15 protein-coding genes are annotated in these 17,605 nt (G+C 59.0%); 3 read left to right on the forward strand and 12 right to left on the reverse strand.

Going from position 1 to position 17,605, the window contains the following annotated elements:
• Positions 1 to 145: 145 nt before the first annotated feature.
• Complete coding sequence (locus tag M2342_RS12510; RefSeq protein WP_264579333.1) at positions 146 to 484, reverse strand: hypothetical protein; 339 nt, start codon at positions 482 to 484, stop codon at positions 146 to 148.
• Positions 485 to 672: 188 nt separating this feature from the next.
• Between M2342_RS12510 and M2342_RS12515 the strand changes: the two genes are divergently transcribed.
• The gene (locus M2342_RS12515; protein ID WP_264579334.1) at positions 673 to 1,116 is read left to right on the forward strand and encodes a hypothetical protein; all 444 of its coding nucleotides are present in this window, start codon (positions 673 to 675) and stop codon (positions 1,114 to 1,116) included.
• A 170-nt stretch (positions 1,117 to 1,286) separates the two neighbouring features.
• On the opposite strand, the gene M2342_RS12520 is transcribed toward M2342_RS12515, so the two are convergent.
• The 11 genes from M2342_RS12520 to M2342_RS12570 all read right to left on the reverse strand — a co-directional run bounded on the left by M2342_RS12520 (position 1,287) and on the right by M2342_RS12570 (position 14,349).
• Positions 1,287 to 2,651, reverse strand: coding sequence for an aminomethyl transferase family protein (locus M2342_RS12520; RefSeq protein WP_264579335.1), 1,365 nt, complete (start codon positions 2,649 to 2,651; stop codon positions 1,287 to 1,289).
• Between the two features lie 156 nt (positions 2,652 to 2,807).
• Entirely contained in the window at positions 2,808 to 3,572 is a 765-nt protein-coding gene (locus tag M2342_RS12525; RefSeq protein WP_264579336.1) for a class II aldolase/adducin family protein, read from the reverse strand.
• Positions 3,573 to 3,579: 7 nt separating this feature from the next.
• The gene (locus M2342_RS12530; protein ID WP_264579337.1) at positions 3,580 to 5,031 is read right to left on the reverse strand and encodes a class I adenylate-forming enzyme family protein; all 1,452 of its coding nucleotides are present in this window, start codon (positions 5,029 to 5,031) and stop codon (positions 3,580 to 3,582) included.
• Positions 4,991 to 5,725 (reverse strand): CoA-transferase subunit beta, encoded by a 735-nt coding sequence (locus M2342_RS12535; protein ID WP_264579338.1) that lies wholly within the window; start codon positions 5,723 to 5,725, stop codon positions 4,991 to 4,993. Before M2342_RS12535 ends, M2342_RS12530 begins: the two co-directional genes overlap by 41 nt.
• Positions 5,722 to 6,531, reverse strand: coding sequence for a CoA transferase subunit A (locus M2342_RS12540; protein ID WP_264579339.1), 810 nt, complete (start codon positions 6,529 to 6,531; stop codon positions 5,722 to 5,724). The genes M2342_RS12535 and M2342_RS12540 overlap by 4 nt, the downstream gene beginning before the upstream one ends.
• Positions 6,531 to 7,244: an enoyl-CoA hydratase/isomerase family protein gene (locus M2342_RS12545; protein ID WP_264579340.1), complete on the reverse strand. Its 714-nt coding sequence runs from the start codon at positions 7,242 to 7,244 to the stop codon at positions 6,531 to 6,533. The genes M2342_RS12540 and M2342_RS12545 overlap by 1 nt, the downstream gene beginning before the upstream one ends.
• Entirely contained in the window at positions 7,244 to 8,404 is a 1,161-nt protein-coding gene (locus M2342_RS12550; RefSeq protein ID WP_264579341.1) for a CaiB/BaiF CoA transferase family protein, read from the reverse strand. Before M2342_RS12550 ends, M2342_RS12545 begins: the two co-directional genes overlap by 1 nt.
• An 11-nt stretch (positions 8,405 to 8,415) precedes the next feature.
• Positions 8,416 to 9,183 carry an IclR family transcriptional regulator gene (locus M2342_RS12555; protein ID WP_264579342.1) on the reverse strand — a complete coding sequence of 256 codons (768 nt, stop codon included), beginning with the start codon at positions 9,181 to 9,183 and terminating at the stop codon, positions 8,416 to 8,418.
• Between the two features lie 67 nt (positions 9,184 to 9,250).
• Complete coding sequence (locus M2342_RS12560; protein ID WP_264579343.1) at positions 9,251 to 10,708, reverse strand: carotenoid oxygenase family protein; 1,458 nt, start codon at positions 10,706 to 10,708, stop codon at positions 9,251 to 9,253.
• A gap of 197 nt (positions 10,709 to 10,905) precedes the next feature.
• Positions 10,906 to 13,332, reverse strand: coding sequence for a TonB-dependent receptor (locus M2342_RS12565; RefSeq protein WP_264579344.1), 2,427 nt, complete (start codon positions 13,330 to 13,332; stop codon positions 10,906 to 10,908).
• 36 nt (positions 13,333 to 13,368) lie between these two features.
• Positions 13,369 to 14,349 carry an AraC family transcriptional regulator gene (locus M2342_RS12570; RefSeq protein WP_264579345.1) on the reverse strand — a complete coding sequence of 327 codons (981 nt, stop codon included), beginning with the start codon at positions 14,347 to 14,349 and terminating at the stop codon, positions 13,369 to 13,371.
• Between the two features lie 143 nt (positions 14,350 to 14,492).
• Between M2342_RS12570 and M2342_RS12575 the strand changes: the two genes are divergently transcribed.
• Together M2342_RS12575 and M2342_RS12580 are read left to right on the forward strand one after the other, a co-directional pair.
• Positions 14,493 to 15,917: an NAD-dependent succinate-semialdehyde dehydrogenase gene (locus M2342_RS12575; RefSeq protein WP_264579346.1), complete on the forward strand. Its 1,425-nt coding sequence runs from the start codon at positions 14,493 to 14,495 to the stop codon at positions 15,915 to 15,917.
• A 102-nt stretch (positions 15,918 to 16,019) separates the two neighbouring features.
• Positions 16,020 to 17,561, forward strand: a complete 1,542-nt coding sequence (locus M2342_RS12580; protein WP_264579347.1) for an MFS transporter — start codon at positions 16,020 to 16,022, stop codon at positions 17,559 to 17,561.
• Positions 17,562 to 17,605 lie beyond the last annotated feature (44 nt).

A 17,605-nucleotide genomic window follows, 5' to 3' on the forward strand; every position in this document is an offset into this window, starting at 1 on the left:
GCTGGAAAAGCCACCAAAGACCATGGGGATGGAAGAGGGCATGGTGCCCGCAGCGGCCACACACCGGTTTCACCGAATAGTGCCAAGCTGCCGCCTCAAAAATGCGCGTGGCTACCGTTAGGCCGTTCGCATAGCGGGCCATCGCTCAATAAGGCAGGTCGTCGTCCGTGAGGTCTTGCAGGCCCTCAAAGAGCGGCAACGGTTCCGGAGTGTGTTCAGCGAGCGCGGCAGCCTCAAAGGGCGACACAGCAGCCCATTCCACCCTCCTGTCGTGCTCGATCCTCTGGCCGTCGATGCGGGTCAAGCCCGCACCCTCTGTCGCCACGCGGAAACTATGTTCTGTGCCGCTGTGACGCCCTTCCAGCAGCGTTCCGTCCGACAGGCTAACCCAGTAGCAAGGGGCTCCTGATGGGACTGTGAGGACAGTCTGGATATCTCCGGTGACGTGAAGGGAATGGTGGTCCGTGATGATCTGAATGCTCATAGCTCGCCTCGACTCGATGGAGAGAACTTTTAGAACATAAAGAGAACATAGGAAACTGGAGTGCGGTGAGTTGGTCCCCTAAGCCCTGAGCGTCGACACCTATCTCTTCCACATAATGGCGAACGCTTAGCGATGCTGCTACCCTGCGCAGCAGGCTCATCCCGCCAGGCCTTGTGGAGATTTAAGACGTGGAGCGCTTAGACGCGTGGCTGGCCAGGACAATCTTTTGGCCCATCATCATCAAGATTTGTCAGGAAACAGGCTGCACCAAATGGGCCTTTGGGCGGCTGTGCGCGTTCCTGTGGGTTTGTGGCGTAATCCTGACGACGAAGGAATGGACGTGGTTCTGGAGCATCTTCATCGCAATAATTGCTATTTCAGAAACCCTCTCACTCGGCCTGCGCAGGGACTCCCCTTACGGACAGAGCGGCTTCGCCCGTGCGGTCTTCTGGATCGCTTTGGCCCTTGGCATCTTCGACGCAGTCACGGGGAATGGCCATCCGGCCCAGCCTGCCTCGACGCTTGCGATGCTGTTCAGCCTCTACGCCGCCACCCTTCCCACCGTGCCTCCCAAGCGGCGCAGGGAGAACAAGAAGGCCAGTGCTTCCCGCGCGGGTGTTGCCAGAGGCTAATCGCCGCGTGGAGCCTCGGGCAGTAAGGGCTTCCGCGATGTTCGCGGCCACCAAACAATCACATCTGCCAGACTGGCGAGCATCCGGGGCGATGCTTCGATCAAGGCAAAGAGGTGTGGCTTGCCTGCCAGCAGACAAGCCACCCAAAAAATATTGGTTCGGACTTCAGATCAGCCGCCAGACCTGTACGATTCCCTGGCCTTCTCAGAGAAAGGCCACCCACTCACCTGCGCCCGCAGCTCGAATGGAACATGCGGTTCTACATTTGGCCGACGTGAATCCTTCTCGCCCCACGCGATGGTCAATTCGGTGCCTTCGGCAGCAAAGGCCTCATCAACCGATGCGATGGATACCATCGCGCCATCGGGCGCAAGGAACGCGGTGTAAGTCGATACACCCACCTGATTGCCCTGCTTGTCCAGCACTGTGTCGTAAGGATAGGCGGCATAATGGGCGAGGGGCAGTTCCATCGCCTTGCCGTTCTGGCCGGGCGTCAACTGGCTGCGGAACAGCGCAGCCAAGTCGTCCCGATTGAAAACGAGAGACACTTTCTTCCGGTGTGTCTCTTTCTCCATCTTGGCGAGCGCATCACGACCGATGAAGTCATGATCGAACCGGATCAGGCGACCATAATCCAGATCCCAAGGCGTGAAATAATAGTCCTCGATGCGATCGGACACGAAGCTGCCGCCGAGACCGACAATGCCATCGAAGCTGTTGGCAGGCAGCCATTCGCGGAACGCACGACAGTCGTCACCGGAGTAAAAGGCGGGAAGCGGGCACGCCATCCAGCCAGAATCCGCCGCAGCACTGGAATATGCGCGGGCGCCGACCTGCTTGAGATCGAACTCGACGCCAGCTTCAAGGATGGCGGCTTTCACTTCATCATAATGATCGAAGTCGCCCCAGAATTCGAGGCCAGGGGCGCCGCCCATGCCATGGCGCAAGGATTGATATGTGCGTCCGGCGACATTGATGGTGCCCATCTGGAAGAAGCGCGGAACATCAACGGCGCTTCCATTCAGCTTTTCCAGAACTTTCCAAGCCTTGGGGCCCTGAATCTCAAAGCGAAAATTCTTGCGGGGTTTGGCATTGTTGACGGTCCTTTCGTCACGCTCGCACCAAACGTCCATGTCCGTGCGGGAAACCTGATATTCGATCCAGTTTGCAACGCTTGGCTTGCCGACGAGGTTTACCGTGTTGTCGGCGAGGCCGAAGATCACCATGTCGCCGATGAGGTAGCCGCTCTCCGCGCAGGCGATGAACTGCTTGGCTTTGCCTTCGCCAAACTTTTCGAAGCTGTTGACAGCGAATTGCGAAATGAACCGGAAAACGTCCGGCCCCTTCACATAGAGATCCACCATGTGGAAAGACTGGTCCATGAGCGCGACGCCTTCGCGCCATGCGTGCTGCTCAATCCGCCAATTGGTGAATTCTGACTGGACCGGAAAAACATAAAGACCCGCCTGCGAATTGCGCAGCATTGGCAGCGCGCCACCGGCCCGGTCGATTTTCTCCTGCAAATTCGCTACCATATGATCACTCCAATATCTGATAAGCCATGGCTATCGCGAAAGGCGGCTCCCTGTCTTTCAAGCCCGCGACAGGGAGTTTGACAAAGGCGTCTGACCCGCCTTCTGGCGTCACACCGGTCGCAAAATTACTGCTGACACAAGCGATGAGCGCGGTGCTCAGGACCTGAAGCCAGTGTCCAGTCGGTCAAGCTTGCGCAACCATGCCTGCCACAGCATCGAGCCCGCTCCCGAGAAGGCGCGTAAATCCTCGATCACTTGTTCAGCAGCGCCTGGAGGCGGAGGGAGCAGATCATCCAAAGACCCCACGCTCATCAGGCATTGCGCCTGACAAGCGCGCTCCAGCGCGTAAATTCTCGAAAAAGCGTCCGCAACACTCGCGCCCGTCGCCAAGGTCCCATGATTTCGGAAAATCATGACCGCCGAATTCCCAAGATCAGCGACGATCCGCTTCTTCTCATCGTCTCGCGTCGCGATGCCCTCAAAGCTATGGTAGCCGATCCCGCCTGCGCTCGCGATCATAGCGGTCTGCGTGTAGGGCAAGAGTCCGCATTTCATTGCTGAGATGGCCTGCCCGGCAGGTGTATGTAGATGGATGACTGCCCGCGCATCGTGCCGCGCTGCGTGAATGGCGGAATGAATGACGAAGCCAGCGGGATTGACCACGCCTCTCTGGTCGCCAATCTTATGGCCCTCGAGATCGATCTTCAGAAGGGACGAGGCAGTCACTTCTTCAAACATAAGGTCGAGCGGATTGATCAGAAATGTGTCGGTCTCGCCAATCCGGACGGACATGTGCGTGAAGATCGCATCGTCCCACCCGAACATAGCGGCCAGCCTGAAAGCAGCCGCAAGGTCTACCCTCAGGGCATCTTCTGCATACTCAGCGTCATTTGCCATCATGAGATCCTTCTTCCACTGCACGCCTCTTTCAAAGCATTGCGATGAGTGCCTTGCGGTCGATTTTCCCGACCGAATTTTCAGGAAGAGCCGCGAGCACGATCACGCGCGCCGGCTCATGAATGCGCGATAGCCGCGCGCGGACGTGCGCACTGATCTGGGCGGTGTCGATCAGGTCTGCGCTGGTCGTCATGAAGAGCACCGGGACCTCCCCCAGATCCTTATGAGGCGCCCCGACTACGCAACATGCATCAACATCGGCGAGCTCAAGCGCGGCGGCCTCAATCTCGGCAGGGCTCAGATTTTCTCCGCCACGGATGATGATGTCTTTCAGCCGTCCGGTAATCCGCAGATTACCTGCCCCATCAATCGTTCCAAGGTCGCCTGTTCTTAGCCATCCCGAAACGATCGGCTGGTCGGCGGACCCGACATAGCCTTGCATGAGCGCAGGGCCGCCGATCCGGATTTCGCCCTCCCCACTCTCAAGCTGCTCGTCACTACCGGGGCGAAAAATCGCCAATTGCTGGCCACGCAGGGCGCGGCCGACACTGCCGATGCACCGATCAGCCGGAACGTTCATGACTGAGGTGCAGGTCGCTTCCGACAGGCCATAGGAGACGATCAACGGGGTCTCGAAGCCCGCTTCTATCTCCCGATGCAATTGCTCAGTCAGCGGCGCAGACCCGCAGCGCAGGAAGCGGAGCGATGGAAAGGGCTTGCCCTGCACCAAGGGCAACATACGCGCGAAGATGGTCGGCACGCCGGTCATGATCGTGATGTCATTCTTCATCAGGGCGTCAACCGCCCGTTCCGCGTTGAACCGCGCGTGGAGCAGGATGGAAGCACCAGCCAGAATGGGCGCAATGATCTGATTGTTGATGCCGTTCGTGTGGTGGAGCGGCATGACATGCAGCAGCCGATCCTCGGGCGAAAGCCCTGTGCGATCGAGGACGCCCGCTGCATTACAGGCAAGATTTCCTTGCGAAAGCAGCGCGCCCTTGGGCTTTCCGGTGCTGCCAGATGTAAGCTGGATCATGGCCAGCTTGTCGGGAGCAGGCTCGGCAATCCGCGCGCTGGCCGATGGCGCAGGCAAATCGGACAGCGCGAGCGGCGCTCGTTGCACGCCGCACATCTCAAATTGCTGCGTAAGAAGCGCCGCTGGCGTTCCCGGATCGAAGATCAGCGCAGGCGCTCCTATGCGCAGAGCCGCCAGAAACAGGATGATCGTTTCGGCAGTACGATCGCCGCGCAAACCGACAACCTCGCCTTCTTGAATGCCCGCCCCCGCCAAGGCATGAGCTGCAGACGAAACCCGCTCAGCAAGGTCTTGATAGCTGACGCTTTCCGTATCCGTGGTCAGGGCGTTGCGCGATGATGTGCCGTGACGTTCGAGCGCCTGTGCCAACATTGAGCCGATAGCGATCTGGCCGCTAAATGCTGCTTCAGGACAAATGTACATTGGCGTTCCGTGCATGGCGGCCATCGAAATCGAGCGCAGCCAGAGCCGCCTGTTCGCGTTCGGTCGGTGGCGCTGTGGGGCCGACATTGTCCGTGCTGAGAGCAAAGCCTGTCCGCTCCACAACCTCCTGCGCAGTCACGTCGGGGTGATGCGATGTCATCTCGAGGCTACCGTTGCGCAGTTCCAGCACGGCGATGGGCGTAACAATGCCGGACATGCCGCCAGATGCCGTCTGAAAGTCCAGCTTCTCGACAAGCGTCCTTGGCGTATGCTCGGTGCGCCATGTGTAAGCGCGCCGTGCTGTCGGCAGCATCACCGCCGCACCGCCGCCGCCCGGCAGCCTCACTTTCGGGTTCGACCACTCACCGATAACGGAATTGTTGGTATTGCCGGATTTGTTAATCTGCGCCGCGCCCAGAAAGCACAGGTCCATTTCGCCACGCGTGCAAAGATCGTAAAAATCTTCGTTCGCAAAGATCGAGCTGGAGCCTTCCGCGAGCACCGGGTCCGAGCTTGACCAGGGGATGTGCGAAGGCCTTGGATCGACGCCACCCGCCACGTTGATATAGGTGAAGTCGAAATCATAAGCCTGCTTGGCAAGCAGGCATGACAGCATCGGGATCGTCGAATTGACCCCGCTGAAGGTGACTTCGCCTGCCCGGATGAACCTGGCAAGATTGATGACGATGTAGGAGAAGGGATCCCAGGTCGCGCTCATGACTCTGCTCCCGCACCTTCGACATGGTCGATGAAGCTGGAGACATCGCGGTCTTTGGAATTCATATATCTCTCGATCTCGGCATAATCGATGCCATAGTCCGGCCAGCAGGAGCCGGGCCATGCGCCGCGCTCGACCACGGCAAATCCATCGACCATGAAGTGCGGTGCCAGTGTCAGCTCCGGGCGCTCTTGAAACGCCTTGGCGGGCACGCAGCGCTCAGCGACGACCAGCACGGATTTGGCTGCGCGGGTCATCAGCCGATCCCAGTGACTGGTGCCGAACACCCGAATATCGCCTTCTTCGCTCACCTCGTTGACGTGGATGATCGCGAAGTCCGGCTGAATTTTCGGGATGAGAAATGTGGATTGGCCGCTTCCATAGGGGTCCTCCACTTCCTTCCAGCCGTTGATCACGGCCAGTTCGGAGCCGAAAATTCCGCCGCATGGTTGAAACGGCGCGCCAAAGGCTGCGGCACGCAATCCTGCCGTGAGGCTGGCGCAGGCATGCTCTTCCAGCGTGATTTCGCCCGCCTGCACGGCATGGCGATACCAGGGCGCAAGGCCGAAATAGCCTTCCATCGCCACGATGCCGACACGCGCTTTCTTCACAGCGCCAGCGCGGCAAAGCAGATCGATGTCATAGCCCGGCGATTGCTTGATGATCTCCAGGTCGCGGCGCCCCTGCCGCACCAGTTCGCGCACCATCGCGAAGGGGCCGCGATGGAGAAAGCTGCCGCCAAGCGCGAGGCTCGCGCCGTCGGGGATGCCGGCGGCAAGGTCAGTGAGGGAAAAGCGACGGTTCATCAGCGGCCTGCCACATAGGATTGAAGCTGTTGTTTGAAATCAGGCGCAGCGGCGGAGCGGACCAGATCGGCAAGGTCTGCATCCCGATGATCACGCTTCGTCACGGCCAGCAGACGGCTATGCGTCACCACATCGATTGGATCGAGCGATGCGTCAATCCTCTCCACATGCGCAGGCCAATCCTCGGTGGCGGCAATCTCAGTCGCAATGCCAAGCGACAGGGCTGCCTGTGCATCCAGCTTTTCCGTGGTCGAAACGATCCGCCATGCCGCATCATCGCCTACTCGTGCGGCCAAACGGCGCGTGCCCAGCACGAGTCCAAAGCGCGGTCCAGGGAAAAGGAAGCGGGCATCCGGTGCAGCAATGCGATGGGCGCACGCCGCGAACAGATCTGCCCCTGCGCCAAAGCAGGGACCATGGCCAAGCGCAATGACGGGGATCGGCGCATGATAGACGAGCTGGAGCAATTGCTCGATCTCGACGAGGCGGAGCAGCAGATCGCCATGGCTCGCCTCTTCCAGATCGGACAGATCGAACCCTGCGCAAAACGCCTTGCCGCGCCCATCGAGCACGATCAGGCGGCTACCGTCATGAAAGGCCGTTTCGAGCGCGGCACTCAACGCCCGCACGAGCTCGGGAGCCAGCGCATTGCGGCGCTGGTCATTGGCAAGCGTCAGCCGCATGATGCCATCCTGCTTTGTGCTTTCCAGCATCAGCCAGCCACCTGTGCCTGCTTTTCCCGCAACGGGTCCAGCAGCTCGGCATTATGCTCGCCAAGGCGCGGTGGGCTGCGGCGCACGGTTCCACCCACACCGCCAATCGTCAGCGGGCTGACGAACGTCTTGGTCATATGACCGCCCGGCAGCTCCAGCGGTTGCACCCAGCCCATATGGGCGACCTGTTCGTCGGCGAGCGCCTGCGAATAGGTGTTGATCGGCGAGCAAGGCACGGCGGCCTCACGAAGACGTCGCAGCGCTTCATCAACGCTCGTATCGGCAAAGGCGGCTTCGATGATCTCGACAAGCTCGGCCTGATTGGCGCAGCGCAGCCGGGTCGATGAGAAGCGCTCTGCATCGGCCAGATCTTCCCGACCGATTGCCGTGCAGGTGGATTTCCACAATTTGTCGTTACCCGCCGCGAAAGCGATATAGCCATCCTGCACCTTGAACGCCTGATAAGGCGCGTTGCGCGGATGCGCCGAACCCAGTTTGACCGGATCCTTGCCGCTGCCGAAATATTCGCTGGTCTGCAGGGCTGCGATCGCCAGCGATGCGCCGAACATCGGCACATCGACTTGGCTTCCCTGGCCGGTCTGCTCCGCTTGACGCAAAGCTGCGATGGCGGCCATCGCGCCATAGAGACCGGTTGCGAAGTCGGTGAGCGGAACGCCGCTTTTTACGGGCGCACCACCGGGCTCGCCCGTCACGCTCATCACGCCGCTCATCGCCTGAAGCGTCAGATCGAAGCCGCCTTCGGTCGAGCGTGGCCCTTGCTGACCAAAAGCCGAAATCGAGCAATAGACCAGCCCGGGCGATTGTGCGCTCAACGTCTCATAATCGAGCCCAAGCCGGCGCATCACACCGGGACGATTATTCTCCACGATAATGTCGGCATCGCAAGCCAATTGGCGCGCGAGTTCGGCGTCCAAAGGATCTTTGAGATTGAGCGTGACCGACCGCTTGTTCCGATTGAGCGACGCGAAATTCTCGCTGTAGCCATCTGTGATCGGTGGCCACTCCCGCATGGAATCGCCACCGCCGGGATGCTCGACCTTGATGACGTCCGCGCCAAGATCGGCAAGCAGCATCGCGCAGAATGGCCCTGCAGCGACACTACAGAATTCGACGACCTTGACCCCGTCAAGCAGCTTCATGAAATCTTCCTTTATCTTGTCGAGCGTCTGGCGAGATCGAAATCACCGCCAGTCATGCGGGAGACGGCGCGCGCGGCCGCTAATACTTCTGAAGAAAATTGTTCCCGCTCAATCGCTGTCATGCGGTCGGTCGGTCCCGACACGCCAATCGCTGCGATACAACGCCCGGTTGCATCGAAAATAGGAGACGCGACACCACCGACGCTCTCGCGCCACTCACCCATATTCACGGCGTATCCACGCTCGCGAACCTGCGCGAGCTCCTTGCTCAGATCGGCGCGTGTCGCACGTGTGTTAGAACTGAATGAGGGCAGCGGATCAGGTAGCGAATTGAGATTGTGAGACCCTGAAAAAGCCAATTGTGCCTTGCCTGATGCAACGCAGTGCGCAGGCGCCCTGCCGCCTATTTCGGAGTAAGCACGGACTGGCTGAGGACTTTCGATCTTGTCGATATAGATGACTTCGATCCGATCGAGGATCGACAGATGGATCGTCTCTTTCGTGATGTTGGCGAGGCGCTGCATCTCACCAGCGGCGATCTTGCGAATGTCCTGACGGCCGAATGCAGCATTACCAAGTTCGAAGAGCTTGGATGTGCATTCATACAACCCATTCTCATCTTGTTGCACGAAACCGGCATGGATGAGGCTTTGCAATGTCCGATGCGCATTGCTTTTCGGAACGCCAAGGGCGCCAGCGAGATCCGTGGTTCCGCGCGCCTGGGGCGATCGCGCCAGAATTTCGAGGAGCTTGAGCCCTTTGAGTAAGGTCGTGTCCATCAGCCGGTTTTACCCTTTCCAGAGTTATCTTGAGGCTGAGAGTGGTGGACTGGGGAAAGGCTCATCGTCAATCCAGACGCAGATCGTGCGCGGCCGCCCAGACGCCGTGAATCTGCGGGGCAAGGCGGAACGGCAAGATGGCGCGGCCACATTCCTGCATCGTCATCGCATCGACGATCAGCAGTTCGCCCCGCATCTGAGGGACATTATGGGTCGCGGCGATCAGATAACCATCGCCTTCGAGATGACTTCCGGGCCGGGGAATGAAGCTGGGCTCCTGGACGACCTGACCGGCACCGGCGTGATAAGCCACGCATTCGCCCGTCTCCAGATTGAAGCGGGCAATATGATCCGTCGCTGCATATTCGCCCGGCGCGCGACCGCGCGTCATCCCTGAGGATTCCCGTGAGGGATCCTCGCATTGCACCCAGGTAAATTTGCTGTTCTGGCAAGCGAACCGATCATCGATACGCGTGAAGTTGGTGATCGTTTGATTGAACAGGATCTGCTCTTCAATCTCGTTGGCGGGGTTATCAAGATCGATCGTGAAGCGACGAATCTTGTGCGCCACGGTGTCCGGCGTCGACTCATCAAGCGCCGGGAAGAGCGGGAACCAGCTGTTTCCCTCTGCGGCGGGCGCATCCAGCGTGAGGACATTGCCTTCAGACTGGCCATTGATCGTGTGAACGATGGCGCGCAGTGGCCCCTCGATCACGCGCAGATCTTCCGGACGCCCATGCCTTGGGATCACGAGGTAATAATTTTGGCTGTCATTATCCCACGCCCAATGCGGATATCCGGCCTTCAGGCGCTCCATGCTCGTTATGGTGCCGCCGCCGGGAATGACGATATGGCTATTGGTCAACCACATGTCGTGCATCAGGCAAGTATAGGGCGCCTCGATTTTGCACTCCCAAGTCTTCTTGCCGCTCCGGTCGAAGCAGAAGAGGACGACATCGCGGCTGCACAAGCCAGAGGCTTCATAGCTGAACGCAAATGTCTCACCGGTTGCGGGGTCGACCTTGGGATGTGCGGTGAAGGTCATTGCATCGACCTGCCCGTCAAAGTCGTAATAGTCTTTCGTCTCTAGCGTGTTGGGGTCGATCTCGAAAGGAAGCGCATCCTCCTTCGTCGCGAGCAACTTGCCTGCCAGCACGACAGGGGTGGTGTTCGACGCGGTGCTCCCGCGTGGAGAATCAAAATTACGGACCGACTCATCGTCAGTGAACGGGTTGCGATAGGCGCCGAACAATTGGCGCTGCGCCGCGATCTGGCTGCGGTAACGCTCATTCTGCACGTAGCGGCCACGATAGGAAACATGGCCATCCTTCACGCGGAAGCGACTGATGTAGCCGTCGGCTGCGAGGGCATTGAACCCTGCGGGCGGATAAAGAAAATCCGCTGACAGGCGGAAGAATGCGCCATCAAGGTCAGCAGGGATCACGCCTTCAACCATGCAGTCCGCGACGTCTGCATCGAAGCGATTGGGAGCGAAATATCCGTCCCCTCCCCATTTAGCGACCATTTGCTTCCCTCACTATTTGCAGAGCCATGGAAATTCCAAATAACAGAACATAGTTCTATATTATGCATTAACGGAATGGGCTTGAAATGTCCATCTTTGACATGACCCTTTGAAAGCTTTGGCGTGAGCGGCAACTGCCTTGCTCACGCCAAAATCCTCCTTCTATCGATCGCGAACGCTGACGATCATGGTCGCCTTCATTTGAACGAACGACGCACAGTGAACATGAAGGTGCGCGGTTCGCCCACAACGCCAAGCCCTGTGAAATAAGGCGCGCCGGTCAGCACATAGGCGGCATTATAATAGAATTTATCCAGAAGGTTAGTGACGGAAGCCTCTGCCTGCCACTCATCTGCCTGATCGCGCCATGTCAGCTTGGCCGAAACGAGCGCCCGGCCCGGAAGCGAACCTCTCGGATCATTCACCGCGCGTGTTTCAACCCGAGAACGATAGGCCATATCGACACGTGGCGTGAACGAACCGATCTTGCCAGCCTCCAGACGATACTGGATGCCTGCAGACCCGGTCCACTCAGGCGTATATTCGTTGGTCATGCCGGGCAGAACGCCACTGCTCGGATTGATCCTTGTATATTCGAAGTTGAGATAGCCCAGAGATCCATCCAGTTTCAGGCCATCGATTGGCTCTGCCGTTAGCTCACCCTCGATACCCTTGATCCGGGCGTCACCAATATTCGTTGTTTGCGAGCATGGCGCTGCGGCAAAGGGTGAGATGGAATCGCAGCGGGTCAATGTGCCCTGGAAGTCCTTATAATCATTGATGAATGCTGAGACATTCAGCGTCACGCGACGATCAAAGAAGCGGCTTTTAAAGCCCACCTCATAGGATGTGAGCGTCTCAGGCTCATATGGAAGCGCCTGACTTGCGAAATATGGCCGTGGGTTGACGCCACCGCCCTTATAGCCAGTGGATAGCTGCGCATAGGCAAGCAGGTCCTGAGCGAGTTCCACATCAGCAGCGATGCGATAATCGACGCGTTCACCCTTGAACGTCACATTCACACCGGTCAGCCCGCCGAGGCTCGTGCTATTTGAGCCATCAATGTTGTAGCGATGGAAGGTGAAGGATTTGAAATCGTCCGTGTAGCGAACTGCGCCGGTGATGTTCACGCCAACAATGGGGTGCAGGACGGTGTGGAGAAACACAGATTTAGAGCGCGTTTCAACCGGATCGCTGTAAAGCGCGTCGAGATTCACGCCGCCGCCGCCCAGGGCCACGCCGCCGGGGATCGTCAAGCGTCCAGTCGATAGCCCCTTGGCATCGTAGTAATAGCCGCCCGCCGTCCAATCGAGCAGCGCGCCGAAGCTGCCGTTCAAACGAAGCTCCTGCGAAAACTGTCGGTGCTTCATGTTCCAGATCTGATCGAGGATGGAAGCAGGAGTTCCATCAGCCGCAGACTGGATCGAGATTGTCGTGCGACGATAGCCGGTGATGGACGTCAGCGAGACATCACCCAGCTTGATCTTGAGCGTGTTGGAAATGCCCCATGAATCCACAGGCGTTCTGTCCGACATGTAATATCTGCTACCGGCGGCAACGCCACTGGTCGGGCGAACCTCATAATTTTCGTAATTTGTGTAGCTCTCCGGACCGGTGATATAATTTGCCGTGCCAGCCCATGCGGCCGACTGGGTCAGAGTCTTGACGGCCGGATTCTCCGAACGATCATGGGAAACGTCAGCAACGAAAAGATTTTCGATATCTGCTGAAGGCGTCCACAGCAGCGAAGCACGGCCAACGAAGACGTCGCGGCCACCCTGTTGCCCAAGCATGCAGCTTGTATCGGTCCGCTTCGTCGTGGCGAAGGACGTGCCTGTCGCGCAGGCATAATCGAGCCGATCCATATAGCCTTCGCTATGACGCACGCCGAAGGCAACGCGGCCGTAAAGGGTCTGATCAGCGATTGTCACATTGGTCGCGCCCTTGGCGACCACACTGTTGCGCGATCCCGCTCCGACCTCGATGAATGCGTCAGCATTCGGGCCGGGTTGTTTGGAAAAGAGGCGGATGGCGCCGCCGATCGAGTTCTTGCCTGCCAGCGTGCCCTGGGGACCGCGCAGAATTTCAACGCGCTCCACGTCCACCATCTCAGTGACCGCGCCAGGCATTACGCCATAGTAAACTTCATCCACATAAACGCCGACGCCCGGCTCGACCGCGAAGTTCGGATCGCGCTGACCCACGCCGCGAATGTAGATCGCCGCCGTGCCGCCATATCCGGTCGCATTGTTGGAAAGCTGGACATTCGGGGCAAGATTTGCAGCACCGATGATATCGGTCACGCCTTTCTGGGCCAGCAATTCAGCGTTCAAAGCCGAAATGGCGAGAGGTGTCTTCTGCACAGTTTGCGACCGAAATTGCGCTGTAACGATGATGTCGCCATCCCCTCTGACAGGGTCCGCTTGCGCGCTCTGGCTTGGCTCTGCCGGAGGTGCGGAGGGATCGGATGACGTTTGCGCGTGCGCCGCGCCCGACGCGACGATCGCGAACAGCGACACGGCCAGTGATGATTTAAAAGCAACTTTCATGACTTTATCCCCTCTCGGAAAACGCTCTTTGGCGATTTTCACATTGTACTTTTCGGTTCGATCCGCGTCTTTCACCTACGCGTCTGCTGCTTGACTGATTTGGACATCCGGTCACCTTTGCGCCGCGTCGGTACAGAAGGATCGCGGACACATTCCAAACTTTTGCGAGAATGATCGGCTGAAATAGCTGGCATCATTGAAGCCGACGGACATGGCGACATCCAAGATGCAGCCCTGTGTCAGTCCGCCTCGTCTCAGCAGCGCCGCTGCGCGATCCAGCCGCTGCGAACGGATGAACGAGGCCGGGCTCTGACCCACATCGAGGAAGGCCCGTTGCAAGCTTCGCGGCCCGATTCCAAGCGACCGGGACACGGCGCCGACATTGAGCTCGGGATCAGCCAAATTTGAATTGATGTAATTCATCGCGTCGCGGCGGATCACCGAGCGTTGCTGTGTGGCCCCCTGCACGGCATTAGGCGCCACCACGCCGTCATAAAGCATCTTTACGCAGTCCAGGATCAAGCCTGACATCGTATTGCCAAGCTCGGTCTGTACTTGGGTCTCAAGCGTGCGGTAAATCGAACGGATGACATCGACGGCCATCGCAACCATCGGGTTGGTTGCCGGGAAGGTCTGGCCTGCCAGCAAAGAGGGATCACTCACACGTGCAAGCAACGCGGAATAGGGGATCTTGACCATGAGACGGTCGATCTTTTCCAGGCTGTCATGCGCCCAGGGCTTGGTGAGATCGCGAATGAACAGGTCGCCCCGTTCAAGCTTGAGCGCCTTGCCGCATTCCTGAAACACCCGCTCGCCCTCAGAAAGGACGAGGAGAAGGGAATCATTGTCGCAGGATGCCCATTGGCCAACGCCGCCGTCCGAGGCGATGGCCCGTGCTGGCGTCGACTGGACGCGAATCAGGCCAAGCGGCCCGATCGCGATTCTCGAGATTGTGCCAGCGAACGGCGCGGTGCCAAGTGGCTGGATCTCGACGGGGCCGAGAGTCTGCGCTGTGAAACGATTCCATTCAGGAACAATTTGCGTCGCGCGCAACCCTGCGGTGGAGAAACTCTCCCAAGCACTTTGCGTCATGGTCCTCTCCTTACACTCCTCACATCCCAGGTCTGACCCGCTTGCGGCGCGGCCTGGTTGAGACAGGACTAGACAAATGACCAAGACGTTGGCAATACCTTTTAGAACACAGTTCCAAGATATAGAACTCAGGAGAGAGTTTCGTGAGCTTTAAGCATTTTGTCGGTGGCGTATGGCGCGAGCTAGGCGCTGAGAGCTCACCTATCTTCGATCCTGCGACGGGTCAGGAAATTGGCCGCTGCCCTTTGATCGACCAGGCTGGCCTTGATCTAGCCGTGCATTCAGCCACCGCCGGGTTCGAGAAATGGCGGCACGTGCCTGCATTCGAGCGGCGCGCGATTCTCCATCGATCCGCTTCCTCATTGCGCAGCCGTGCGGATCGCATAGCTTCGCTCATTACCGCCGAACAGGGCAAGCCGCTGACGCAGGCGCGCGCCGAGGCGATGGCTGGCGCGGACATTATCGAATGGTGCGCGGATGAATGCGTGCGCGCCTATGGCCGTGAGATACCATCGCGCGATCAAAGAATCCTACAGTCTTCGATCAGGGAGCCGATTGGCCCGGTCGCTGCATTTACACCGTGGAATTTCCCGATCAATCAGGCTGTCCGCAAGCTCGCCGCCTCGCTCGCTGCCGGTTGCTCTATCATCCTCAAGGGCCCGGAGGAAACGCCTTCGAGCGTCGTCGAACTGGTTCAGGCTTTTCTAGATGGGGGCGTTGAGCCGGAGGCGATCAATCTTGTCTTTGGTGTGCCTGCCGCCGTATCGACCTTCCTCATCTCCCATCCTTCCGTCCGCAAAATCTCCTTCACCGGCTCCACGGCTGTCGGCAAGGAGCTTGCAGCGCTGGCAGGCAGGCACATGAAGCGCATGACGATGGAGCTGGGCGGTCACTCCCCAGCCCTCGTGTTCGATGATGCCGATCTGGACTCCGCCGTCTCAATTCTTGGCGCCAACAAGTTCCGCAATGCGGGCCAGACATGCGTGTCGCCCACGCGTTTTCTGGTGCAGGAGCAGGCCTATGAGCAGTTTCTCTCCGGGTTCGATGCGGTCGCCGCCTCTTTCAAGATCGGCGCAGGCACGGATGCCGAAACGACGCTCGGGCCGCTCGCCAATTCACGTCGGGTCGATGCCATGAAGTTGCTCGTCGATGACGCGGTAGCGCAGGGCGCCACCTTGCATCGCGGTGGGCGGCGCGCGGGCAATGCGGGCTATTTCTTTGAGCCGACCATCCTGACCGATGTACCGCTAAATGCCCGCATCATGAGCGAGGAGCCATTTGGCCCGATCGCGCTGATCCAGAAAATGCCGGACGAGGCGAGCATGATCAGCGAAGCCAACCGGCTACCTTATGCTCTTGCCGCTTATGCTTACACCAAAGACGCTGGCCGCATCTTGCGACTGCGCGATCAGCTTGAAGCAGGCATGGTATCCGTCAACCATCATGGCGTAGGCCTGCCGGAGACGCCCTTCGGCGGCATCAAGGACTCAGGTTATGGCAGCGAGGGCGGCAGCGAAGCGTTGGAAGCCTATCAGAACGTCAAATTCGTTTCTGTGCTGGCGGCCTGAGCGATGATCGTCTCCCCATCCGCTAGCACGCAAACACCGTCTGGCGAGGCTGCATCGCCGGTGGATTCGACAAAGGCTGTCGGGGGCTGGCGGGCATGGGGCATGCTTGTAATCCTGACGCTCATTTCTGCCGTGAGCATGCTGGATCGTCAGGTCATCACCATCCTCGCGGTCGATATCAAGCGTGATCTCCAGATCGGCAATGCCGAGATCGGCCTGATCTACGGCACCGTCTTCTCGGTCTTCTATTCGCTGTTCGCGATTCCCATGGGACGACTTGCCGACGGATGGGTGAGAACCCGCCAGATCGCGAGCTGCCTTGTCGTTTGGTCGGTTGCGACGATTGGATGCGGCCTTTCGGCTGGTGTTGCGCAACTGGCGACCTGGCGCTCGGTCGTGGCCGTCGGCGAAGCAGGCGCAGGCCCCGCCTCCAATTCCATGGTCGCAGATCTTTTCCCCAAGACATTGCGCGGGACGGCGTTCGCAATCCTGATGTCGGCAGCAACGCTCGGTCTTGGCCTTTCGACCATTTTCGGAGGCCTCGTCATTGGCTGGTGGAATAGCCAGTTCCCAGGCGGCATCGGCTGGTTCGGCCTTTCCGGCTGGCGCGCGACGTTCATCGCCGCAGCTATTCCCGGCCTGACCCTTGCCGTTGTGATATTTTTCCTCCGCGAGCCGCGTCGTGGCGCTGCCGATGGGGTTGTCACGCCGCCAGCCCATAAGCCGGTCCGCACCGCCGCATTCGAAATCCTGCCGCTGCTGCCGATCGTGAACATTTGGGCTGCAGCCAGAAATGGCACCAGCCGTAAGGACATCGTCCAGCTTATATCGCTGCTTTTTGGCATGACTTTGTTCGCACTGCTCTGCGTGACCGCTCTGAGCTGGATCGCGCCTGTGGATGCCAGTGATGTCTATGGTCACCTTCTGGGTGTGCCAATGACCTCCCATATCGTGCAATCGGTCATGCTCGCCTTTGGGCTGCATGCCGCGTTCAGCTGGATGCTCGCGCAGAGGCGCAATGATCCCGCAGCCTTTTCTACAATGTGGTCGAAGCCTATTTTTCCCAGCCTTGTCATCATCGTGACTGCGCAAGTCTGCATGGCCTATGGCTTCAATGCATTCGCTGCGCCCTACGCGATGCAGACCTATGGCGCGACCCCGGCCGAGGTCGGCAAGCAGATCGGCCTTGTCACACTTGCATGCGGCTTTGCCGGCACAATCCTGGGCGGAATGCTGGGTGACTGGATGAGTCGCCGGACGGTGCTTGGTCGCCAGTTGGTAATGCTCGTCTCCATCCTCGGCGCACCGCCCTTTGCCCTCATGGCCCTGAACCAGACCAACCTTGCGGACTATGTGGTCTATTACGGGATCTTCCTGTTTCTGACCGGGGCTTGGTATCCATGCTGCATGGCCAGCATTGCGGATACCATGCCGCCCCATCTGCGTGGCCTTGCGACCGCCGTCACCTACCTCTCCTTTACCATCCTTGGCCTTGGCATCGGCCCCTATGCAGTCGGGCTGACAAGCGACGCCACCAATGATCTGGGCTTCGCAATGGCCGCGATCTTCCTGGTCACCCCCTTATCCATTGCCGCCCTTGCCGTGGTGATGAAGGCCACGAGAGCGAGCGCAAGCACGCGTTGATCGCTCGGCTGAGCGCTTTCCCAAACAGGAGGACGATGTGCATA

Source organism: Sphingobium sp. B8D3A, from assembly GCF_025961995.1.
Taxonomy (GTDB): Bacteria; Pseudomonadota; Alphaproteobacteria; order Sphingomonadales; family Sphingomonadaceae; genus Sphingobium.